The following is a 21,010-nucleotide window of genomic DNA, read 5'->3' as shown; positions in this document are numbered from 1 at the left end:
TCAGCCGAGCCAGATTATCCTTTCCACGCCAAGTTTGGACGCCGCGCTCTCCACAACGCGGCGATCTCCCTCGTCCGCGAATTTCGAACCAGCTTGAGTCAATATAGCAGCGTGGGGCGTACCAAGTTCGAAGGCTCGTTCGTGAAGAGCCATAAGCGTCGCCTTCCACTCGCTTGCCTTGCTCCAAGCGATCTGACGGTCGTCATCGAGCAATCGTCCGTGCGGCTTGATGTACGTGGCAACAGGCTTCGTATGGGGCGGAATCCCCAGAACCCGAAAAGCCAGGTCATGACTAGCGGAAGCTTCTCGCGTGTAAGGCTTGAGGAGGGTATCCTTAATGTACACGCGAACCTGGCGAGGGTCCATGTACATCCCGAGACGGCCGCCTACATCCTTGGTCTCTGTCCAAATGCCGTAATAACGCGACTTGTCGTTGGCCGAAAGTGAGGGCCAATCAAGCCGATCCGCCTCAGCCCACAGCTTCTCCTTGATCTCGCGCCGAATGTTTTCAGGGACGCTCATGCGACCCCTCCAGGCTGCGGCGTGTCGGGAAAATCAAACTTAGGCATTTCCAGTTGTGCGTCTCCTTCGCGCAGCATCAGATCAGCCTGATCCTTCATCCATTCGAACATGAAGCTGCCGGCCGACGCGTCCCTGAAATTGATCAGATGATGTCCAAGAGGCAGACGCTCCAACGGGCCGGACGCCGCCTTCTGAAGCTCAACCAACTCCGCTATGCGGCGCAGGTCCGTCACGAAATCTAGCACGACAACCTTGTCTTTCCCGGGGCTTAGTCGAAGTCCACGACCGAGCTGCTGCACGAAAATTCGCCTACTATGCGTGGCGCGCATGAATACGATCAGGTCAACATCTGGCACATCGACGCCTTCATTAAAAAGGTCGACGCTGGTCAATAAATCAATGTCGCCGCGACGGAACATCGCCATGAGCTTGTCGCGCTCGCGCGCGTCCTGCCGGGAAGAAATCGATTCCGCGCGAAGGTTGAAGCCACGCAGCGATCCCGCGAAGCTTTCAGCGTGATCCACGGTGGGAGAAAATACGATTCCCCCACGGCGTTTCTCGTGCTTGAAGACCTCCGCGATTTGACGCGCGGCTTCCTCGTCGCGGGTCGGCATGATGAGCTTTTTGTTCAATTGATTCAGCGAATAATTATGCACCGAGCGGTCTTGAACGAATTTCCAGTCGATATTGTCGGCCAGTAGTCGATAATCTACTTCGCTGAGATATCTATTCTTAAGCCCGTCCGAAATACCAAGGCGAACCAGTGGCTTTCCAAGAATTTCGTCGATGTCGAAGCCGTCGCCTCGCCATGGGGTCGCCGTGACTCCTCCCACCATTGGCGGCTCAAGCGCCTCCAATGCCCGCCGGAATGTGGTCGAGCCGATATGATGGGCCTCATCGACAAGAACCAACCCAAAACTCGGAAGGTCGTCGACGCGCCCAATAACACTTTGTACAGTCGCAAAGGTGATGCCGTCATAGAATGATGGCGTTTCGTCGCCCGAAAGCAGATGCGTCGGAACCCATTTCGGCAGCTGATACCAAAAGCCAAACTGGAGCTGACGGATCAGTTCGCGCTTGTCTGCCAGAACCAACACACGGTTGTCGCGGATAAGTCGATCACGGTAAAGATCGCTGACCACCTCGGCCATGACCACGGTCTTTCCGAGGCCAGTCGCCAAAACGATTTGGGATCGTCCCGTATCCGTCAATCCTTCTCTGAAACGCGCGAGCGCGTCTTGTTGATAGGGTCGGAGTTCGCGCCGCGACTTTGAATACTCCGGTATGCGCGCCGCCATGATGGCGAGCTTCGCTGGGTCCAAGAGTTCCACGTTCACGCCGATGCGACGGTAACGATCGATCTCGGCTTGTAATCCTCCCCCCGCTGCACGCGACGTCGCGACGACCATGCGATTCGCGCCGTAGAAGGTGCCGGCCTCGACGGCTTCTTGCACGGCGAATTTATTCGCGGGTGCGGTGGTCGTATGCTTGCACTGGACGACCCAGATTTCACCGTTCTTGACGCCAACGATATCGGCACCCTTGTCTCCCGTCCCTCCAACCACACGGACATCGTCAAATCCCGCATAAATCAGCAGTCGTGCGACATCACGTTCAAATGCCTGCCACGGGCCACGGAGAAGGCGCCGATCGTCGAGAAACGGTGTCATTGAGACGGCTCGACATCTGGCCTGAGAAGCATCAACGACATGACCGCCCGGATGATCTCATCCTTCGAAGCCATTCCCAAGTCACTGAGGTCTTGTTTCGAAAGCCAGATAGCATCGCTCACTAGGCTCACGTACTTGGATAGGACATTCCGCCTGGCATCCTCGGTGATGTCTGGGTCGCCGTAATCGAGGTCGGCGTAAGCATCGGCCCAGATTTTTCCATCAAAGCAAAGCTCGGGGTGCCTGACGATCAGCGTCCTGATTATGTCGGATGGTGCCGATTGCAGGAAGCTGCCATCGATCGTTGCCTCTGCGGGTTTGATCTTTTTTGCCGCGAGCGCGCGCATAACGGTGGTTTGCTCCTGCACCGATAAATCATTGAACAACGACGCACGTTCTTCAGGAGCACACGAATTCACAAGCGCGCGTGCCACATCAACGAGAATTGCTGTTGCGTCGGCTGGAAGCGCTTTGAAGTCGAGGGCATTCTCATCGCCGTACGCGGCACGAAATTCACTAAGAATCAGTGCGATGTCCGGCGCGTACTTTGAGCTGCGGGTTTGATCGGCGGTCATGTACGCGAGATGTGTCAACATCCCATCCCGGGGCGTCATCGTAATCGACTGGAAGACCGGATGGGCGGGGTTATAAAGATAATGGTGCGTCTTAGTCGGAATATCTCCCAGCGTGACGGCCCATGGCGCGCCCGCGGGTAAATCAGGATCATTAGAAGCAACTTCGAATGCCGCGACATTCCATGTCATTGACGACGATTGATGATGATACTTTCTCGTAAGGTTAGGCACCTCACGCCGTACGGGGGGCGCGGGAGTGGGGGCGGCAGGCGATGGTGTGGGCGTAGGCTCACTACCCGGTGCTGGATCATCCATGATTCCAACTGGCAACCCGTCCTCACCACCTGATGTCGATTGAGAACCGCCGCCCGGTTGTACAGGCTGACCTGACTGCCCGTAGAGCAACTCGCGATCGGCCGCTTCCACCAGCTCAAACCATTTTGCGTCGTCTTGGTATTCTGGATTGCCGTCATGGAAGTAACTCGCCATTTCCATCGCGAGGTTGTTGTCCTTGGCGATGAGAATACGCGCGTATGCGCCCGCAGTTTTTGAATGAGGGCTGGTGCGGCGGAATGCCCGAAATAGAGCGAATAACGGCGAATCGTTCGTTGCAAAACCAAGGTCTTTGGCTTTTTCCGGGCGTAGCGGCCCCTCGCCGCGTATAAGCTGCACCATCTCGGTCCAAGTAGGATCAGCACGGTCAAAACGGTCTTTCGCGTAGCTCACCCGGCAGTGATCAATGTGAATTTCACCAACAATACGTCCGCGGTTACGCTGATCGTCGGTCGGATATTCTAGCTGCTCGCTCTCGTCGCCACCATTCCATGAGAATAGGTCCTTGCTCGCGATTTCAATTTTTCGACCATTCCGAATGAAATCGAGGCCGTACTCCGATTGATCAAGATACCGTTGAATGCCAATCCACCCCTTGATCCTGCGCTTGCGCTTCACAATCGAGCCACTCGTGTCGCACAGCGGACAGGGCTCCGATTCCGAAGCCTCAGGCACCCAGGATAAACAGTTCGTGCAGTAGAGACGTTCGGACAGTGCATGGTTGATAGGAATTACCGCACTGACGCTCGTGCCACCTACGCCCGGCACAACGCGATCCTCATTCCACACGCAGTGGCGCCGCGCCTCTAGCCGCTTGTTGTTAATGTAAAGCTCGAAGCTAATAGGGACGCCATTCTGGCGCAGCATCGCGGAGTATGCCTGGGCGAGTCGCTTTTTCACCGTCGTCTGATTGGCACCCTTTGCTAGCCACTTACGTTGCTCTGGTTTGAGCTTCTTGATGGTGACTTCGGTTCCATGCTGCTCCGGATCGGCCTTGGGCCTGGTGAGTTTCGGAGTGCGAAAATGCCGCTGGCGTCGTAATTCATCGAAGTCGATCGTAAGTCCATGCCATTCAAGCTCGCCCTTTCGGGTCGTCCAGACTTCGGTGACCGAGCCAAGACGTGCGGTCGCGATATTGAAGCCCATGCCGAATAACCCCAGACTGTCGATTGGATTGTTTCCAGACCATCCCGCGCTGACGGCTTGTTCCAGAACGTCCACGGACATGCCGGACCCGTTATCTTGGATGCGCACCGTCGCGCCGTCCTTGTCAGAGTTTGGCAAGGTTACGTCGACCCGCGCGTGCGCGATTGGCGCGTCTTGGCGACTCTGCTTGAGAAAACCGTCAACGGAATTGTCTACCAGCTCCGCGATGCAACGCCATTGGTCCAGATTTATCTCGCCCAACATGGGAAGAACCCGCGGACTTGGAATTAAGTTAAACTCGCCGTTCGTCATCGCATTGCTTCCCTGCCCACCAGACATATTTTCGATTCCTGATATATTAACAATTTACATGCAAAAATAGGGGCAAAACTTGCCAATGCTAGTGAATAGTACATGCTTGACTGAATTCCCATGGTGACCCATTTAACCGGCACGCCGGTAGTGCTCGAATCGGATAACTATTTGGGTCGCCTCCGCCCTTTCGTTGACGATACGATCGAGAAGCTTGGAAGCGCAAGTTTTCGGGAGGATCCGATCGCCGGTCGGAAATACTCGCGCGCGACCTCAATAATTAGCTCAGCGTATAAGCGGCACGGAGCAATTCTCGAGGGCTCTTCTGGAGCGCCTTAAGGACTGTGCCCGCTTGCGGGTTTGGACGGAAGACGACTTCAAGCTTTCACATGAATCACTTCAACGCGTTCGCATGAGTGAACGTATCGAGCCGCTTCTTGCCACAGCTCTCCCCTATGGCGATCGTGAGCGAGCCATTCGCGTTGACATCATCGTCTTCGACGAAGAACGGGGTTCGCTGACCTCGTACAAGGTCAAAAGAGGCAACGGATCCTATGATGGTGGGAAACGGCGCATGATCCAGGAGGATCTCGTTCGAACGCATATGCTCCTGCCCGACTACGGTAAGACTCTCGGCCTGACTCCAACGGAAACACACTCGCATATCGTATTCTACTATGGTTTGCTTTCGCTGCCGGCGCCGCTGGCGATAGCTGGGAAGGACCTAGACTCACATTTCAACTTCCCGGTCGTTGAGGCCATCGAATGCGTCAATTCCTATTTCGTTGACCGCTTGCACGCGTTGATCGAGCAGGACAAGTGAGCGATCGGTGGGATCTTTGGCTTCAGGCGTGGCGAGGAACTCCTGGTCGGGAAGATCCTCGACGAACATCGCGTCGGAGCACGAAGAAAGGCGTGGGGTGAGACGGGCATTGATGTGGCTTCGATAAGCAGACATTCTGACGTGCTAGAACCTGACCCTCGAGCACCGATGCTGACGTCGAATCCGAAGCCAGATGACCCGTGCACCTGCAAGAGCGGTAAACGCTACGCGGACTGTCACGGTCCTATCGTCGAGGCGCCGAAAGGCAAGGCGATCTTTGTCGGTCAGAAAATGTACGCCAAGACCTGGGCCGTGAATGCGCAGCACTACGACGCTCAGGGTCTTTACGGCAAGCTCGCGGCCGAGTTGGCGGCGGCGTGTGACTTCCGTCGGGTGCTGGACATAGGATGTGGCCTGGGCCAAGGCCTGAAGGCATTGGCGGAGGCGATCCCGCAGCCGGACCGGCTCATCGTGGGGATCGATGAGAACCCTGACTGCCTAAAGGCCGCCTCCGATCTCCTGGCAATACCAGCAGCCGGCGCCGCGCTTGGACGCATCAAGCCGGAACGTCAGTTGAGCGGGTATTACGCTTCCAAAGTCGCCACAAAGCCATTGAAGCTTAGCGGTGACTTGCTTCTGGTCCACGTCGACATGATGGTTGCTGATCCCGCGTTCGAGGCTTGGCTGGATGCGACCGGACCCTTCGATGCCATCACGTTGTGGTTTTCGGGCGTCCACCCGGCGCGGTCGATGACCAAGGTTTCGCAGAAACTGGGCGCTAAAAACGACGCCGATCTGCGTGAGGCTTTGGAAGATCGGGTGATGGAATTCACCGTCAAGCGGCTCCGAGCCGGTGGTGTCCTGCAAATGGTCCAGCGCTTCGCCGGTAATGTCGAGGCCGTCCGCCAACAGCGTGAGGCGGAGGTCCTTTCCGGCCTTGCCAGCTATCCATTTGAGCTTGTCAGTGTCAGGGACTACATCTATTCGGAGCCGGATTCTGATCAGGCCATGACCGTGGACTCGGTGTTCATCGATCTCAGCGGTCACGCCCGTTTCGCGTTGTCGATATTGATGCGGCGGAACCACATGACAGATGACTTCGGTTGACGCAGGAACCGGCTTTTCCTAACCGCTCGAAGCTGCAGTAAGGTGGTCTAAGCGACGTGACTGCGTCTTGACGAATAATGCTGGCCAGCCGGCCCGGTAGCACATATCACGCGTGGCCATTATCATCGACATACCCACCTCCGCCGATTTCCATGCTGCCGGCGTAAGGCAGGTTCATCTCGCGTGGCAGATCGCGTTGCAATCCCTGCGGGATTACGACGAGGCCACATATTTCAAGCTGGATGGTGAAACGCCGGAAGAAGCGACAGCGGACTTCTGGCGGCGCTCGCAGCCATTGCTTGCCAACGCCTACAGTCTGATCCAGCACGCGATGGAGCTGGCGTTGAAGGGGCGTATCGCGGCGATTACGCCCACCTCCTGATAGGGGATCCGAAGGACTGGGCAAATTCGGCCGCGACTGGGACTGCATCTTTTGGCGAGTTCCGCACGCTTGATGCGGTCGATCTGGTCAAGGTCCACAACAGCGTCATAGCTCGGCCGCTGGACGACGTTTTCAAAGCCTTCTGGGACCAGGTTCGGCGCGACCGAAACCGGATCATGCATTCAGCCGCACATGGAACATTCACCGCCGCGGTGGTCGTCAAAACGATCCTGACCGCAATAGACGTTCTGTTCAGTGAGATTCCCTGGCCGCGTCGGCTCCTGCAGATGGAGTATGAAAGCAAGTTCGCGTCGCTTGGCTTCGTGGACGATGCACACAACAAGGTTCTATCACAGATCGGCAGCGCTATCCGGCAACTGACGCCGGCAGAAGCGAAGCGTTTCTTCGGCTTCGACCGCAAGCGCCGTGCCTACCTATGCCCTCACTGCTATTTTGCAGCCAATCACGACTGGCAAGATGAGTGGCCACATCTTGCACAATTCAAAACCAAGACACCCGGGGCCACGTCGCTTCACTGCTTCGTATGCGAACGGACCATCGAGGTTGAGCGAGTGGCTTGTAAGGACGAAACATGCCAGGGAGACGCGATCGCCGAGGGGATCTGTCTCACCTGCACCCGAACACAATGATGGTATTCGAAATCAGCGTCGATCCGGCTCGGATCCTGAGCCAGAAAGAAGGCGGCACGATATCGACGGCCCGTGCTGTTGCGACTTTGCACATGCGCCACTGGCGGATCCTCCGCTAAGTCCGCTGGTCCTTTCGCTCCTCAAGCCGTTCCGCATCGAACGCTTGCCTACCCTTCGCAGTCCACAGGTTTCGCGCATTCTTCCCATCATGGCTCTGCAGCTTGGCGGCGATCCAGACCATTGCGCCGTAGATGGTAGCGCGATCGTCGTTGGTGACCTCGACGATGCCTGCCTTGACGACCAGACCGCCAAGTTCGATGAGCTGCCGTGTGCGCTTGCGACGTTCGACCTCCCACGTGCGCATATCATGCCGAGCCAGAGCTGCTTGCCGGCGATTGTGGGCTGCCCGGTTGCGCTGGAGCGCTGCGAGGGTTGCGCTGAGATGCCGGAGCAGTTCGCCGGGACCGGCTCTCGAAAAACATCACTCCACGCTTGGCCCATGCCTCACGCTTTGCCGTGTCTTTCGTCTCGGCAACTGCGACCAGTGCGCCGGCCAGCTCGTCGGTGCTGAGCTGATCGGCGCCGGTGGCGATCACCAGCTCGCCAAGCTGCTGCACCTTTCGCGTTTTGAGCTCGCGCGCTTTTTCTTCCAGCGCCTTCAGTTCCGTGTCGTAGTCCCGTGGTTTCCGCATGCCTTTCTCCATTGATTGTCGATGCGATGATGATACGGGAGCGCCCGCTGGAAGGCTTCAGGGTTGCCGAGACAGCCCGGGACGGGCTGGTCCATCCAGAGATTTTTTCGAGGGAGGGCGCGCTTATACGTCGTGCCGACGTAGGCTTTGACGTGCAAATGATCCTGTCGCGATGGCGATCTATCATCTTCACGTCAAGGTCATTGGCCGCAAGGCAGGCAGCAGTGCTGTGGCGTCGGCCGCCTACCGCTCGGCCTCGCGGCTGCGTGACGAGCGGATCGAACGTACTCATGACTTCTCGGCCAAGCGCGGTGTCGTCCATTCCGAGGTGATGCTGCCGGAGGATGCGCCGGAAGCCTGGAGTGACCGCGAACGGCTGTGGAATGATGTCGAGTCCTTCGAGGTACGCAAGGATGCCCAGCTTGCCCGAGAGGTCGAGTTTGCCCTGCCGAGCGAACTCAGCCAGGCGCAAGGCATCGAACTGGCGCGCGACTTCGTGCAGGCCGAGTTCGTCAGCCGGGGCATGGTCGCTGATCTCAATGTGCACTGGGACAGGGCGGAGGATGGCAGTCCCAGACCGCATGCCCATGTCATGCTCACCATGCGCTCGGTCGACGAGAACGGCTTTGGCGCAAAGGTGCGCGATTGGAACGCCACCCAGATGGTCGAGCGCTGGCGCGAGCGATGGGCGGAGCTTGCCAACGAACGCCTGGCCGAACTCGACATCGACGCCCGCATCGATCATCGCAGTCTGGAAGCCCAGGGCATTGCCCTGGAGCCGCAAACCCAGATTGGCGGACCGGCCCAACGCATCGAGGGCAGTGGCCTGGACGCTGGCGACATTGAAGCAGATCGCGCCGAACTGCATCGCGAGATCGCGCGCAACAATGGTGCGCGCATCATTGCCGATCCATCCGTGGCGCTGGATTCCATCACCCATCAGCAATCGACCTTCACCCGAAAAGACATAGCCAAGTTCGCGCATCGGCACAGCGAAGGAATGGAGCAGTTCACCGCGGTCGTGGCAGCCATCAGCAACGCACCCGATCTGGTCGAACTCGGCAAGGACACGCGCGGCGAAGACCGCTTCACCACACGGCAGATGATCGACACCGAACAGAGTCTGCATCGCGCGGCGGAGCGTATCGATTTGGACGAGCGCCACGCCGTGAGTGACGTACATCGCGAGGCAGCACTGGCGCGGGCTGCGCAACGCGGGCTTGTCCTTTCAGGCGAGCAGACCGATGCGCTTGCGCACATCACCGATAGTCGCGGTCTTGGTGTCATTGTCGGCTTTGCCGGAACGGGCAAGAGCGCCATGCTGGGTGTCGCGCGCCAGGCATGGGCAGCGGCGGGCTACGAGGTTCGAGGGGCGGCCCTCTCCGGCATTGCCGCCGAGAATCTGGAAGGCGGATCAGGCATCTCGTCACGCACCATCGCCAGCATGGAGCACAGCTGGGGGCAGGGCCGCGATCTTCTCGCCGCGCGCGATGTCCTGGTGATCGATGAGGCCGGCATGGTCGGCACGCGCCAGTTGGAGCGCGTGCTCTCCCATGCTGCGGACGTTGGCGCAAAGGTCGTCCTCGTCGGCGATCCGCAGCAGTTGCATGCGATCGAAGCCGGTGCTGCATTCCGCTCTATCCACGAACGACACGGCGGCGTCGAAATCGGCCAGGTGCGCCGGCAGCGCGAGGACTGGCAGCGTGATGCCACGCGCGATCTGGCAACCGGGGGGATCGGTGCCGCAGTCAGTGCCTACGACGCGCAAGGCATGGTGCATCAGGCTGCAACGCGCGACGAGGCGCGAGGTGAACTCGTGGAGCGCTGGGATCGCGACAGGCAGGCGCATCCAGAGGCAAGCCGGATAATCCTCACCCATACAAACGACGAGGTGCATGCCCTGAACCAGGCAGCGCGCGAGCGCATGCGTGCTGCCGGCGATCTCGGCGAGGAAGTGCAAGTGACTGTCGAGCGCGGCCCAAGAAACTTCGCCAGTGGCGATCGGGTCATGTTCCTGCGCAACGAGCGCGGGCTCGGCGTCAAGAACGGCACGCTCGGAATCGTGGAGGAAGTCAGCACACAGAGCATGACCGTGCGCACCGATGACGACAGGTCGGTGCGCTTCGACCTGAAAGACTATGCCCACATCGACCACGGCTATGCCGCGACCATTCACAAAGCTCAGGGCATGACCGTCGACCGGACCCATGTGCTCGCCACGCCGGGCATGGATGCACATGGCAGCTACGTCGCACTGTCGCGGCATCGAGACGGGATGGAGCTGCATTATAGCGGCGATGACTTTGCCACCAGAGAAGGACTCATTCGGACATTGTCACGCGACCGCGCCAAGGACATGGCGTCGGATTACGAGCAGATCGACCCGGCGCAGAGCTATGCCGAGCGGCGCGGTATCACCTTCCGAGACCGCGTGGTCGAGATTGTGCGCCGGATCGTTCCGGAGAAGCTGCGCGACAGGATCGGCGGACTGCTGGACGGGTCGCGCTCACCCGGAGACGGCGAGCCCAGCCAGGAAGGTGGGCGCGAGCCGGGAAAGAAGAATGTTGCGGCGCTGAGCGCGGACGTCGGCGCTGCGCCCCGGACAGCGGCTCCCGTCAGGGGAACGCAGCGCGATACGGATGTTTCGATGGACGGGGAAGCGGCGCTGCGCAGCGCTCGCACCAAGGCGCTCGTCCGTCACGCCCGTGCGCTCGACGCGATCCTCAGCACTGGAAATGCGGACGGGCAGGGCAGTCCCGACCAGATGCGTGAATTGAAGGATGCCCGTAGCGCTTTCGAGAAGGTGCGGCCGTATGGCTGGCGCGATGCCGAAGCGGCCTACGTCAAGAATCCCGAGCTTGTCAGTGAAGCGGGGGCCGGCCGCGTCAGTCGCATCGTTCTTGCCCTCCAGCTTGAAACGGAAATTCGCACCGGACTGGACAACGATCCGGTCCGCCGCGCCGACCGGTTCGTGGAACGTTGGCAAAAGCTCGACCATACGGGACAGGAGCAATATCAGGCCGGCGACATGTCCGGCTACAAGTCAACGCGCTCGGCCATGTCTGACATGGCCAAGAGCCTTGAACGCGATCCGCAGCTTGAATCCCTGCTTGCCAATCATAAGAAGGCGCTTGGCATCCAAGTCGAATCCGGCCGCCGCCTGGGTGTGGAACTCGCGTTCAACCACGGCATTGGCAGCGGCCGTGGCATAGGAATCTAAACCCTCCGATTTGCCGCCGTTTCCACTCCTCAGATCAATGAGACGACAAATCTGATTGCGCGCGAGCCTTGGTTTGTCCTGTCTGGTTCCAGCGGGTGCCAAATGCTCTCAGCGAAAGGCAAAGCGGCCATGCCTGAACCAGATCGTATCATTCGCCTTCGGACCGTCCTCGCGCGGACCGGCCTTTCCCGTTCAACGATGTACCGCAAAATCGCCGAAGGCACGTTCCCGGCGCAGATCAAGATAAGCGTAAATGGTGCGGGCTGGCGGGAGTCGGACATCAATCGGTGGGTCGCTGATCCTGTCTCATGGCACACCAGTGCATCACGAAAAAACAGCGACTAGTGGCGGTGGAGTGGCACGTTGCGCCCATGGTTGAACAGTCCTCTCTGATGTAAGTTCAACCACTGGGAATGGCCGGGTCCGGACCGTCCGGTGCTAGGTAACGTTCAGCCGCAAGCTGCTGTTCGGATCTGCCTCACCGGGAGTTTGCCTAGTCTGCTCACGATCCGATGGCTGCCTTCCAGCCTGTTGTTCCGATGCCTCGAACCGGACATAGATCCGTAGCCGGACAGGTCGAAACTACCCTTGTCAAAATTTGGTAGTTCTGGTATCTGAATATTACAAATAGCAGGAAAGTGATTTGTATGGTCAAGGCCCTTCGCCTCAGCAAGGTACATAAAAGCGAAAAAGCTCTCGTCCCGATTGCCAGCAGTGCGGGACTGGCATCCGAGTTGAAGGCGCTGACGGACCGCCTCTCAGATGATCCCGGAGTGAAGAAATTCACGGTCACCGTGAACAAGGAAACAGGAATCGCCAAGGCGACCGCCGTGGGACATCGTGGCCAAACCTTCACGCAGGAGGTTGTTGGGCCAGGGTTGACCGCGACGATGACCTACACCCCAAAGACCAAGGGCGGGAAAGCTGCGCGGGATCAGAACATCGTCGCGCTATACGAGCGTGATTTGACCCAGATGGAGATTGCGGAACGCCTCGACGTGTCCCAATCGACAGTGTCTAATATCCTGCGACGTGAAAGCTTTCGCTAAATCGCAACTCAGGGCGGCCGATATTTCAGCGCGAAACCGCCCACTCAGGTTGTACCGCTCACAGCCCGGTTTCCGCGGTTCATCGCCCAAAGCCCCTAGCCAGGGACCCATCCAGTCTCGGTCTTTCATGTCGGGCCAGATCCCCTGGATTCTGCAAGAATTCATTTTGGCCGTTGGGGGCCGGAAGCGAGCGGCCGTTCTCAGGCGTCGATCAGGGTTAGTGGACGTTCGATCGCAAAGTTGCCAGCGTCAACTTCGAACGCATTGTTGCCGCTTGTAATGCCTCAATTGCAGCCCGAGACTTGCAACTCGTCAGGTTTCGCTAAACAGCGGAGTTGTGGACTGATTAGTCTGGCTACTGTCCGATGCCATTATCGCGAAGGGTTTCGCGATAATCGACAATACCTTAGCAAATTCTAGGTTCTCCTTGCGGCGAGGGACGGGGTGTGGTGTGTTGAATCTAACCATTCTTTTGAGGAATAATTTGTGAGCATCGGCACGCTAAATGGCATCCGAGACGATGACGTTCGAAAGGACGAGTATGATCTGGCGCTGGAAGAAGGCATCGATGACGAAACGCTTCGCGATGATCCGGGGGCAACCAAATTCAGCATCTCAAGCTACGGAGCCGACTACACAGTAGATAGCCTCGTAAAGCGGATGCGCGGGGGAGCGTTCCGCATTCCAGAATTCCAACGCCAGTTCGTCTGGACCCCAAAACACGCCTCGAAGTTCATCGAATCCCTGCTTATGGGCTTACCGGTTCCTGGTGTCTTTCTCTACAAAGAGGCTGATACGAACGAGCATCTGGTGATCGACGGACAGCAGCGCCTTCGAACACTGGAAGCGTTTTATGACGGCGTCCTCCGCGGCAAAGAATTCAAGCTCCAAGGCGTTCGCGAGCCTTGGGTTAATCAAACCTATAAGACGCTTGACCCCGCCGACATTCTAAAGCTCGATGACTCGATCGTCCATGCCACGATTTTTAAGCAAGACAAGCCGGAAGACGTACTAGACAGTATCTACTTTGTATTCGAGCGCATCAACACGGGCGGAATCCGCCTGTCGCCGCAGGAAATCCGCAATTGCATAAGCCTCGGGCCGTTCATCGAGCGGGTGCACCAATTGAATACATTCCCTCCATGGCGTGGGGTATTCGCCAGCCAGAACAACCGCGCGAAGGACGAAGAGCTGATTGTGCGTTTCTTCGCGATGTATCGTGACGGGGACAAATACACCAGGCCGATGAATGGCTTCCTGAACAAGTTTTCTGCGGCCATGAATAAGGTCGGCAAGGACGAGCTAGACCGGCTGTCGAAGGTTTTCCAGACTACGATCAGTAAAGTTAACACGGCGATAGGCGCACGTGCATTCCGCATCATCCGCTCGCTGAACGCTGCCGCCTTTGATTCAGTAATGGTTGGGTTAGCGAAACGCCTCGATACCGGCCCGGCCCCCACAGACAACGATGTTGGCGCAGCATACGATAAGCTGATCGCGGACGATGAGTTCAAACAAGCTTGCGAGCGAGCAACTGCCGACGAGGAGAACGTGCGTAAGCGCTTGGCGCTCGCCACCGCCGCTTTCGCAGGCATCTAGTGCAGCACTCGATCGAGAGCCGTCAACGGAAGCTCGATACCTTCTTTGGGCGCGCCAACGCCGTGAAGGACGACGAACTCAAGTCAGATATGGCGCGTTACGGCATTGTGCTGGTGTGCGGCTATGTCGAGCGGTGCGTCGAGGTCATCATTCTCGATAGGCTGACCACGCGAGCACAGCCACAAGTGCTGCAATTTATTAAGACGCATTTTAAGAAGGGAACGAACTATGACTGCGAAGCAATCTGCCAACTACTGATCCGCTTCGACCAAGCCTGGTCTAACGCCTTTCGAACGACGATCGAAGCGAACGAGCAATGGGAAGCTTCGCTCACCTCGGCTTACGCTATCCGCAACTCAATCGCCCATGGAGGGGAAGGAAACAAAGGCTTGCCGGGTGTCGAAGCGTTCTATTCCGACTGCAAGAGTATCGTCGCCGCCCTCATTGAGGCTACAAAGAAGTAGAACGAAACTCAAACGTGACTCGCTCGCGATCGAGTAGCGAGCGATCTTTTAGGGCCACGCCAGCAGGGCGGCGTCCGCCAGCCACCTCACGTTGGCCATCCACCCCATCGGTAGGTATGGCAGCTCTTGGGAGATGAGGTTCGGGCCCTTAAACCTTGATTGAGAAACAGATAATCCTAAAGGCGCCTGTAGATGCCGCCTTCGTCTAAGTGTTCGCGGTACCGCGTGACAAGCGCACACCAGGGCCACCGCCATTCTCTGGAATGAATTCTATTCCGGCTGCTTCGAGCGATAGCTTCAGCGCTTGCAGGATTGATTCAGATGCTGGTTTCGAACCACGTTCGAACTGCACGATCGTCCTCAAACTTACCTTGGATAGATCCGCCAGTTCCTGTTGAGAAATGTCGAGAAGCCCACGGGCCGCGCGAACTTGGGCCGCACTTACCTTCATTGTTCAAATGCCCTGTTGCACAAAAAGTGCAAATATGCTTGTTTTAGGTAACGGCCGTTGAAAGTGGTTCCTCCGCTTCCAACAGTCTAACCACGCCCACGCTTTGCGGAGCTCGGATCATGGCTGATTCCGACAATAACACGACTTTGCCTTTCGTCACCCGCAGGAAGGTGCTTGCGGGAACAGCAACCGCAATGGCGGCGACGCAGTCTACAACGTTTGCTCGCATCGACTTGGAGGGTGATGACGCCATTGATCCTGCGGTGGCGGTGTGGAAACGATGGCAGGCGGCTTGGGAAGAGGCTGAACGGCTTTGCAATCAGCAGCAGCGGCTGGAGAGGGTACTTATCGAGACCGTTGGCTTCCCTTGCACGACAGTTACCTTGTCCGACGGCGAGAGCGTGACAGTTCACTCCGTTGAGGCCCTCCAGGAATTGCTCGGTGTTCGTCCGGCTAACACAGTGGCCCGCACCCAAGCTGAAGCTGAAATCGGAGCCAATCAGGCGCGCTGGGATGCCGCCGCTAGAGAGATTGGTTATTCGACAGCCTTACTTGCTGAGCGCGAAGCTGGCGAGCGGGCGAAGGAATTCCTCGAAGCCTTATCCCAAGTTCCTGCAACGTCGCTCGCCGGTATAGCCGCCAAGCTAAATGCAGCGCTTAGGGAAGGGGAGTATTCGCTACATGACAGTGAGCCCCCGTGGCCACAGATCCGCTCGGCCTTAGACGATCTAGCTCGGATTAGAGAGCAGAAAGTCTCGAGCTGAACTTCGGCATTAAGGGTACCGGAATCGCGATCATTCGTCGGTTTGCTGATTTTCGCGGGGGCTTACCGAGACAAAGTCTTTACACATGGAGCGACTGATGCAGTTCCGAAAAGCATTTGCGGAGCGAGGGCGCCGCAGCGTCTTCAACGCACCGGTAAACGATGGAAACGAGAGTGGCCCGCACCCTGCTGATCAATATGTGGGCAGGCAGATCGCCGCGGTTCGCGTGCAGTCGGACGTATCGCAGGCCCAGCTTGCCCGATCCATAGGCATCAGTTTTCAGCAGCTTCAAAAATATGAGAACGCTAGAAACCGCGTGAGCGCTTCCATGCTCTACGAGATCGCTAGTTCATTAGGTGTTCCGGTCGGCCGCTTCTTCGGAGGCCTGCCGGGCAATGAGACCGATCGTGATCCTCCTCCGCTGCCGGTCGACGAACGCATCAATTTTATTGCCAGCGCGGAAGGTCGACGCTTGATTGAAAGGCTTGTGCATCTCCATCCGCGAGTGCGAGGTCGGGTGTCGTCTTTAATCGCAGCATTAGGAGAGGAACTGGCAGCCATCGACCCAAAGCAGGAGAGCGCAAGGTCCAGCGAACCCATGCTGGTCGAATGCAGGCCGGCTTGACCGGTAGTTATGGCAAAGCTCAACGAGTTCCCTTCGACGGCTGGAATGGCGAAGTTCGCGCTGTCGCTTCGATCCGCACCGCCAAGGAGGGATGGTCGAGCGAGTGTTTCCCGAAGAGACCTCGACAACGGCTACATCGCCGCAGGCACGGAGAAAGTGGCCCTGTCGTTGCCTATGGCGATGATGGGAGCGTTGCATGAAAAAGGTTCGAACGCATCCCAAGTTCCTGCCATAGGCTTCCCAGCAGCACGGGTGCAGCCCGTGCGATCTAGATTCGCCAGTTCGGCGACTATCCGATTTGCGCGCCGAAGGGTCCTAATTGCACGATCGAAGGGGTGTGCCCCTTTTATCGCCGGTCGTGTTAGTGATGCTCGGCTTCGTGAAGTCGGCACGACACAGACGCGATGGTGGATTGCTGCGCGAAACCGCCCCAGCGGTAACGCCGGAGGAGCTTCGCACAGCCATGCTTAAGTTTGTCGAAGCACTCGCCATCGCCGATGCTAGAGGCGATCATCTCAAATCCGTCGGCGCTTCGGCTGGCCGAAATGCTGCCATGGATGCAGATCGCTGCGAGAAGAAGGCTTCCGACACATGAGGCGGGCCGCTGTCTACGCACGCTTTTCGACCGAGCTGCAGAACGAAAAATCCACTGAAGACCAGATTGCGCTGTGCCGTGCTTACGCAGCGCGCAACGGTCTGGCTATCGTTGCGGTCTACGAGGACAAGGCGCGCTCCGGCTCATCTATATTGGGTCGCGACGCGCTGATGCGCCTGATGGAAGCTGCGGGCCAGAACGCGTTCGACGTCGTCGTCGTCGAGGCGCTCGATCGGCTATCGCGCGACATGGCGGATCTCGCAGGTCTTCACAAACGTCTCTCTTTTCTCGACATTGACATTCAGGCTGTTCATGACGGTATCGCCGATGCGGTGCTCATTGGTATTCGTGGACTCGTCGGTCAGATGCAGAGGGAGGATGGCGCAAAGAAAGTCCGTAGGGGTATGGCTGGAGTCGTCCGTGATGGACGTCATGCCGGAGGCCGGGCCTATGGCTATCGACCGGTCTTGGGCCATCCTGGCGAACTCGAGATCGTCCAGGAGGAGGCAGACGTTATCCGGCGTATTTTTGCCGCCTATTCGGCCGGTCGCGCACCACGTGACCTAGCCGGTGACCTCAACCGGGATGGGATACCGCCCCCGCGGGGGATACGGTGGAACGGTTCCACGATCAACGGAAATGCACAGCGCGGCGTAGGTCTGCTCTTCAACGAGCTTTATGTCGGTCGGATCGTCTGGAACAAGGTCCGGATGGTGAAGAATCCCGATACAGGCAAGCGCGTCTCCAGGCCGAATCCAAAGGACCAATGGCAGACGAAAGAAGTTGCGCATTTGCGCATCATCGAAGACGAAATCTGGGAGAGGGCGCAAGCTCGCAAAGCAGCGCGGGTTAACGCAATCTCTCATATCAAGCGTCGGCCGGCTCACCTGTTGTCCGGTCTGCTCCGCTGCGGCGTTTGCGGTTCGGGTCTGTCGGTTCACGACCGTGATAAGACAGGTAAGACTCGCGTCCGGTGCTCGGCAGTTCGTGAAAGCGGGAGCTGCTCCAACCGGCGCATCATCTATCTACCCGAGATCGAGAAGGCGGTCCTCGATGGCATGCGCGACCAACTGAAAGCGCCGGGCCTCATCGAGGCATACATCCGCAAATACAACCAAGAGCGCCGAGAATTGTCCGCGCAGGCGAATGCGATGCGCACAGCGCTGCAAGGCAAGCGCGATCGGATAGAAGGCGAGCGGCAGCGCACGATCGATCTTGTGATCAGGAGCGTCATTGCTGAAGAGGATGCCAAGCAGCGTATTGCAGAACTCAAGACGCAGCTTTCCGAGGTAGAGGCACAGCTCTCCCGTCTCGATGAGCCGCCGTCACCCGTAGCTCTCCACCCTGCGACCTTGCAGCGTTACATCGAAACCGTCGACGGCCTTTCAAAGGCGTTGGCCGACCACGCAACTGCTGCTGACGACCGTGGCCCGCTGATCCAAAACCTTCGAGGACTTGTTCATAGTGTCACCGTGCACCCCAAGCGGGCACGTGAGGGCTTCGAAATCGAGGTCAAGGGCAAGCTTGCCGCCCTTATAGGCGGGGCCGCATTTCCCAATGCACGGTATACTGAAAAACCCACCGGACTAGGCAGCCGCTTCAACGCTGTCGTTACGCACGATAGTGGGTTGGAAGTGGTAGCGGGAGAGCGCTACATCGCAATATCCACTAATCGAAGAGTTCTTCTGCTATCGGAGGCATGCAGCTTAGTCCAAACTTTCCAATTTGGGGACAGAGCAAGCCTTGCCCTCAGAAGGCATGGCTGACGGTGGAAGCGACGACTGGGCAGCTTCCTGATCAAAGCGCGCAAGTGCGTTGAACGGCTGCTCAAACAAGAGCTTGAAATAGTCAGGTTGAACTGCGGGTATGTCGTCGGCAACTGGGCGCATTCCGAAAAACTCCGTGAAGTGAAAGTCTCGCCCCAGATACGGATGAGACAAGAGACATCTGACTGAGCTGGTTCCTGCTCGTAGGAAATCCCCTGCGGTCGGCTCTTTGATAGACACGTTTCCATGGCGCGGGATGGCCGGTCCTCACCCGTTGTTGAATGTCGCGGCGAAGTGCCTTGCGGCCGGGAGGAGACTGCAATGGATGACATCAAATTCACCACAGGCCTGAGCGCGGTAGCGGATGCCCCGGGTCGCCTTTCGCGGCACTCCTTTCGTCGAGCGTACGGCGCCGTTGAACCAGAACGCATTGTGGATGCGCTGGGACAGGCATATGGTCGTCGGTTCCTATTCCGACATGGTCGAGGAACTGGCGGCGATCCGAGCCAGGGTTGCAATGGGCGACATGTCGCCGCTGTCCAAATATGTCATTGCCGGTCCCGATGCCGAGAAGCTGATGGACACGCTCATCCCGCGCGATATCAAGAAACTTCAGGTCGGACAGATCTATTATGCGCCGTGGTGCGATGAGAATGGCCACGTCGTCGGCGACGGTCTGGTCTTTCGCATGGATGAAACGACATTCCCTGTTTCTGCAGAACAGTCTCAGAACATCGGCGACGGAGCCAAACAGTGTGCAACAATTGCGACGGTGATGGGGTCGGCCGGAGGGATTTCCTCGAGGTCGGCGCAGGGCTCCTTGCAATCGGTCTTGGTGGAGCGTCGTTGTCGGCGCGTGCGGCAGAGGGTGCCGGGTCGGCATTGGCCCCTGATGAGGCGCTCGCCGCGCTGAAATCGGGGAACGAACGCTATGTCAGCCACCCGGAACTCTGCTCGATCGATCTTGCCGCGCAGCGGAGCGCCGTCGCCGCACACCAGGCGCCATGGGCCACGATCATCAGTTGCGCCGACAGTCGCGTTCGACCGGAACTGGTGGCCACGGCGTTGGGGAACTGTTCATCGCCCGGAATGCTGGCAACCTCGTCGATACTGCGACGCTCGGTACCGTCGAATACGGGGCGGCTGTGCTCGGCTCTCCCTTAATCGTCGTCCTCGCAACCGCCGGGCCGGTGATCACGGATATAGTCCCGCTTCTCGGACGTGGTGCGCTTTTCAGAGCGCCCTTTAGAAACTCAATTTCCAAGGCTTGCCGGCCTACCAGCCGCTCCAGCGCTGCGATCCGCGGCTCATAGGTCTGCATCGTGTCGGCCGCCGCCACGTCTTCGTCGAAGGAGTCGGCCTCGTATTTCTGAACCCAGATGCGGATCAGGTTACGCGGCAGTTCGTGCCGCCTGGCGAGACCATGCAGCGTCTCGCCGGACAGGAACTCCTGCACCACCTGACGTTTGAACTCGATGCTGTGCGTGCGATAAGTCACCATGGCCTTCCATCCTTCGAAAGCCCGGCTTCCAAGTCAATTCTGCTTGTTCACCCTGTCCGGTCCGAGGGGCGCACTCCAATCCGGGGTCAGTTTTGGAAACGATGACGTAATTGCTGCCGTCGCTCCTTTGAACGAAGATTCGGCTGACGGCAAAAGCCGCCGACCATTGAGATCGAGGAGGCCGCAGTGAAGCAATATGTCGGGCTGGATGTGTCGCAGAGGGAGACGAGCGTCTGCGTGATCGAAGATACCGGAAAGACGGNGTTTTGGAAACGATGACGTAATTGCTGCCGTCGCTCCTTTGAACGAAGATTCGGCTGACGGCAAAAGCCGCCGACCATTGAGATCAAGGAGGCCGCAGTGATGCAATATGTCGGACTGGATGTGTCGCAGAGGGAGACGAGCGTCTGCGTGATCGAAGATACCGGAAAGACGGTGTTCCAGGGAAAGGCGAAGTCCGATCCAGGAGCCTTGACGGAGTTGCTGCGTAAACGTGCGCCTCACGCCGTGCGCATCGGATTTGAGACTGGTGCCATGTCCGCTGGCTCTGGCACGAGCTGAAAAGGGTAGGGTTGCCGGTCGTCTGCCTTGATGCTCGGCATGCAAAGGCAGCGCTTTCAGTCCGAATGAACAGAGCGATGAGAACGATGCCCGCGGCCTGGCCGAACTGGTTCGCGTCGGCTGGTATCGGGAAGTGAAGGTCAAGAGCGCAGAGAGTCAGGCCACCCGGTCCATGCTCGTCGCCCGGTCGAGACTTGTCGAGA

Annotated in this window: 21 protein-coding genes; 14 read left to right on the top strand and 7 right to left on the bottom strand. The window is 58.2% G+C overall.

What is annotated here, in order from left to right; genetic code table 11:
* From X739_RS139045 to X739_RS139055, 3 genes are read right to left on the bottom strand one after another with little or no spacing between them, the layout of a single operon-like run.
* A complete protein-coding gene (locus X739_RS139045; protein ID WP_023796156.1) occupies positions 1–522 on the bottom strand; it encodes a hypothetical protein in 522 nt (173 codons plus the stop codon).
* Positions 519–2,192 (bottom strand): DEAD/DEAH box helicase family protein, encoded by a 1,674-nt coding sequence (locus tag X739_RS139050; protein WP_023796155.1) that lies wholly within the window; start codon positions 2,190–2,192, stop codon positions 519–521. The genes X739_RS139045 and X739_RS139050 overlap by 4 nt, the downstream gene beginning before the upstream one ends.
* A complete protein-coding gene (locus X739_RS139055) occupies positions 2,189–4,558 on the bottom strand; it encodes an ATP-binding protein (RefSeq protein WP_023796154.1) in 2,370 nt (789 codons plus the stop codon). Before X739_RS139055 ends, X739_RS139050 begins: the two co-directional genes overlap by 4 nt.
* A 412-nt stretch (positions 4,559–4,970) precedes the next feature.
* Here X739_RS139055 and X739_RS0135785 point away from each other — a divergent pair, with 412 nt between their 5' ends.
* From X739_RS0135785 to X739_RS139070, 4 genes are all read left to right on the top strand, one after another.
* A complete protein-coding gene (locus X739_RS0135785; RefSeq protein ID WP_031252503.1) occupies positions 4,971–5,381 on the top strand; it encodes a hypothetical protein in 411 nt (136 codons plus the stop codon).
* A gap of 168 nt (positions 5,382–5,549) precedes the next feature.
* Complete coding sequence (locus tag X739_RS139060) at positions 5,550–6,488, top strand: SEC-C metal-binding domain-containing protein (RefSeq protein ID WP_023796151.1); 939 nt, start codon at positions 5,550–5,552, stop codon at positions 6,486–6,488.
* Between the two features lie 112 nt (positions 6,489–6,600).
* Positions 6,601–6,870, top strand: coding sequence for a hypothetical protein (locus tag X739_RS139065; protein ID WP_023796150.1), 270 nt, complete (start codon positions 6,601–6,603; stop codon positions 6,868–6,870).
* Positions 6,871–7,046: 176 nt separating this feature from the next.
* Positions 7,047–7,520 carry a hypothetical protein gene (locus tag X739_RS139070; RefSeq protein WP_023796149.1) on the top strand — a complete coding sequence of 158 codons (474 nt, stop codon included), beginning with the start codon at positions 7,047–7,049 and terminating at the stop codon, positions 7,518–7,520.
* Positions 7,521–7,635: 115 nt separating this feature from the next.
* On the opposite strand, the gene X739_RS139075 is transcribed toward X739_RS139070, so the two are convergent.
* Both X739_RS139075 and X739_RS139080 read right to left on the bottom strand, forming a co-directional pair.
* The gene (locus tag X739_RS139075; protein WP_023796147.1) at positions 7,636–7,884 is read right to left on the bottom strand and encodes a conjugal transfer protein TraD; all 249 of its coding nucleotides are present in this window, start codon (positions 7,882–7,884) and stop codon (positions 7,636–7,638) included.
* Between the two features lies 1 nt (position 7,885).
* Positions 7,886–8,212 carry a conjugal transfer protein TraD gene (locus tag X739_RS139080; protein ID WP_023796146.1) on the bottom strand — a complete coding sequence of 109 codons (327 nt, stop codon included), beginning with the start codon at positions 8,210–8,212 and terminating at the stop codon, positions 7,886–7,888.
* 172 nt (positions 8,213–8,384) lie between these two features.
* Here X739_RS139080 and traA point away from each other — a divergent pair, with 172 nt between their 5' ends.
* The 5 genes from traA (at position 8,385) to X739_RS139095 (ending at position 14,544) form a co-directional block, all read left to right on the top strand.
* Positions 8,385–11,432, top strand: a complete 3,048-nt coding sequence (gene traA, locus X739_RS139085) for a Ti-type conjugative transfer relaxase TraA (protein ID WP_023796145.1) — start codon at positions 8,385–8,387, stop codon at positions 11,430–11,432.
* Positions 11,433–11,561: 129 nt separating this feature from the next.
* Positions 11,562–11,777 (top strand): AlpA family phage regulatory protein, encoded by a 216-nt coding sequence (locus tag X739_RS1000000168665; protein ID WP_084056549.1) that lies wholly within the window; start codon positions 11,562–11,564, stop codon positions 11,775–11,777.
* A 302-nt stretch (positions 11,778–12,079) separates the two neighbouring features.
* A complete protein-coding gene (locus X739_RS139090; protein WP_023796144.1) occupies positions 12,080–12,481 on the top strand; it encodes a sigma factor-like helix-turn-helix DNA-binding protein in 402 nt (133 codons plus the stop codon).
* Positions 12,482–12,967: 486 nt separating this feature from the next.
* Entirely contained in the window at positions 12,968–14,080 is a 1,113-nt protein-coding gene (locus X739_RS01000000166705; protein WP_023796143.1) for a DUF262 domain-containing protein, read from the top strand.
* Complete coding sequence (locus X739_RS139095; protein WP_023796142.1) at positions 14,080–14,544, top strand: HEPN domain-containing protein; 465 nt, start codon at positions 14,080–14,082, stop codon at positions 14,542–14,544. The genes X739_RS01000000166705 and X739_RS139095 overlap by 1 nt, the downstream gene beginning before the upstream one ends.
* Positions 14,545–14,749: 205 nt before the next feature.
* Here X739_RS139095 and X739_RS1000000168660 read toward each other — a convergent pair whose 3' ends face one another.
* On the bottom strand, positions 14,750–14,995 hold the full coding sequence (locus tag X739_RS1000000168660) for a helix-turn-helix transcriptional regulator (protein WP_031252501.1): 246 nt from the start codon (positions 14,993–14,995) through the stop codon (positions 14,750–14,752).
* Positions 14,996–15,114: 119 nt separating this feature from the next.
* Here X739_RS1000000168660 and X739_RS139100 point away from each other — a divergent pair, with 119 nt between their 5' ends.
* The 4 genes from X739_RS139100 to X739_RS1000000170865 all read left to right on the top strand — a co-directional run bounded on the left by X739_RS139100 (position 15,115) and on the right by X739_RS1000000170865 (position 19,658).
* On the top strand, positions 15,115–15,759 hold the full coding sequence (locus X739_RS139100) for a hypothetical protein (RefSeq protein ID WP_023796141.1): 645 nt from the start codon (positions 15,115–15,117) through the stop codon (positions 15,757–15,759).
* A gap of 97 nt (positions 15,760–15,856) precedes the next feature.
* A complete protein-coding gene (locus X739_RS1000000168655) occupies positions 15,857–16,384 on the top strand; it encodes a helix-turn-helix transcriptional regulator (protein WP_084056547.1) in 528 nt (175 codons plus the stop codon).
* A gap of 591 nt (positions 16,385–16,975) precedes the next feature.
* Positions 16,976–18,745, top strand: a complete 1,770-nt coding sequence (locus X739_RS139105) for a recombinase family protein (RefSeq protein ID WP_023796137.1) — start codon at positions 16,976–16,978, stop codon at positions 18,743–18,745.
* A 454-nt stretch (positions 18,746–19,199) separates the two neighbouring features.
* Complete coding sequence (locus X739_RS1000000170865) at positions 19,200–19,658, top strand: aminomethyltransferase family protein (RefSeq protein WP_023796136.1); 459 nt, start codon at positions 19,200–19,202, stop codon at positions 19,656–19,658.
* Between the two features lie 105 nt (positions 19,659–19,763).
* On the opposite strand, the gene X739_RS1000000171430 is transcribed toward X739_RS1000000170865, so the two are convergent.
* Positions 19,764–20,246 (bottom strand): transposase, encoded by a 483-nt coding sequence (locus tag X739_RS1000000171430; RefSeq protein WP_023796135.1) that lies wholly within the window; start codon positions 20,244–20,246, stop codon positions 19,764–19,766.
* 363 nt (positions 20,247–20,609) lie between these two features.
* On the opposite strand from X739_RS1000000171430, the gene X739_RS1000000170850 reads away from it, so the two are divergent.
* The gene (locus tag X739_RS1000000170850) at positions 20,610–20,807 is read left to right on the top strand and encodes a transposase (RefSeq protein ID WP_023796134.1); all 198 of its coding nucleotides are present in this window, start codon (positions 20,610–20,612) and stop codon (positions 20,805–20,807) included.
* The last annotated feature ends 203 nt before the right edge of the window (positions 20,808–21,010 follow it).

The organism is Mesorhizobium sp. LNHC209A00, from assembly GCF_000502915.1.
GTDB lineage: Bacteria > Pseudomonadota > Alphaproteobacteria > Rhizobiales > Rhizobiaceae > Mesorhizobium.
Note: the sequence above shows the minus strand (reverse complement) of the source record. Positions and strands in the feature narration are given on the sequence as shown.

Excerpts from the sequence above, each read along its gene's own strand:
- X739_RS1000000168660 (WP_031252501.1), bottom strand. The coding sequence starts at position 14,995 with ATGAAGGTAAGTGCGGCCCAAGTTCGCGCGGCCCGTGGGCTTCTCGAC.
- X739_RS139075 (WP_023796147.1), bottom strand. The coding sequence starts at position 7,884 with ATGCGCACGTGGGAGGTCGAACGTCGCAAGCGCACACGGCAGCTCATC.
- X739_RS139045 (WP_023796156.1), bottom strand. The coding sequence starts at position 522 with ATGAGCGTCCCTGAAAACATTCGGCGCGAGATCAAGGAGAAGCTGTGG.
- X739_RS139100 (WP_023796141.1), top strand. The coding sequence starts at position 15,115 with ATGGCTGATTCCGACAATAACACGACTTTGCCTTTCGTCACCCGCAGG.
- X739_RS139070 (WP_023796149.1), top strand. The coding sequence starts at position 7,047 with ATGCATTCAGCCGCACATGGAACATTCACCGCCGCGGTGGTCGTCAAA.
- traA (WP_023796145.1), top strand. The coding sequence starts at position 8,385 with ATGGCGATCTATCATCTTCACGTCAAGGTCATTGGCCGCAAGGCAGGC.
- X739_RS1000000171430 (WP_023796135.1), bottom strand. The coding sequence starts at position 20,246 with ATGGTGACTTATCGCACGCACAGCATCGAGTTCAAACGTCAGGTGGTG.
- X739_RS139060 (WP_023796151.1), top strand. The coding sequence starts at position 5,550 with ATGCTGACGTCGAATCCGAAGCCAGATGACCCGTGCACCTGCAAGAGC.
- X739_RS1000000168665 (WP_084056549.1), top strand. The coding sequence starts at position 11,562 with ATGCCTGAACCAGATCGTATCATTCGCCTTCGGACCGTCCTCGCGCGG.
- X739_RS0135785 (WP_031252503.1), top strand. The coding sequence starts at position 4,971 with ATGAGTGAACGTATCGAGCCGCTTCTTGCCACAGCTCTCCCCTATGGC.
- X739_RS1000000170850 (WP_023796134.1), top strand. The coding sequence starts at position 20,610 with ATGCAATATGTCGGACTGGATGTGTCGCAGAGGGAGACGAGCGTCTGC.
- X739_RS139090 (WP_023796144.1), top strand. The coding sequence starts at position 12,080 with ATGGTCAAGGCCCTTCGCCTCAGCAAGGTACATAAAAGCGAAAAAGCT.
- X739_RS139105 (WP_023796137.1), top strand. The coding sequence starts at position 16,976 with ATGAGGCGGGCCGCTGTCTACGCACGCTTTTCGACCGAGCTGCAGAAC.
- X739_RS139055 (WP_023796154.1), bottom strand. The coding sequence starts at position 4,558 with ATGACGAACGGCGAGTTTAACTTAATTCCAAGTCCGCGGGTTCTTCCC.
- X739_RS1000000168655 (WP_084056547.1), top strand. The coding sequence starts at position 15,857 with ATGCAGTTCCGAAAAGCATTTGCGGAGCGAGGGCGCCGCAGCGTCTTC.
- X739_RS139050 (WP_023796155.1), bottom strand. The coding sequence starts at position 2,192 with ATGACACCGTTTCTCGACGATCGGCGCCTTCTCCGTGGCCCGTGGCAG.
- X739_RS139080 (WP_023796146.1), bottom strand. The coding sequence starts at position 8,212 with ATGCGGAAACCACGGGACTACGACACGGAACTGAAGGCGCTGGAAGAA.
- X739_RS1000000170865 (WP_023796136.1), top strand. The coding sequence starts at position 19,200 with ATGGTCGTCGGTTCCTATTCCGACATGGTCGAGGAACTGGCGGCGATC.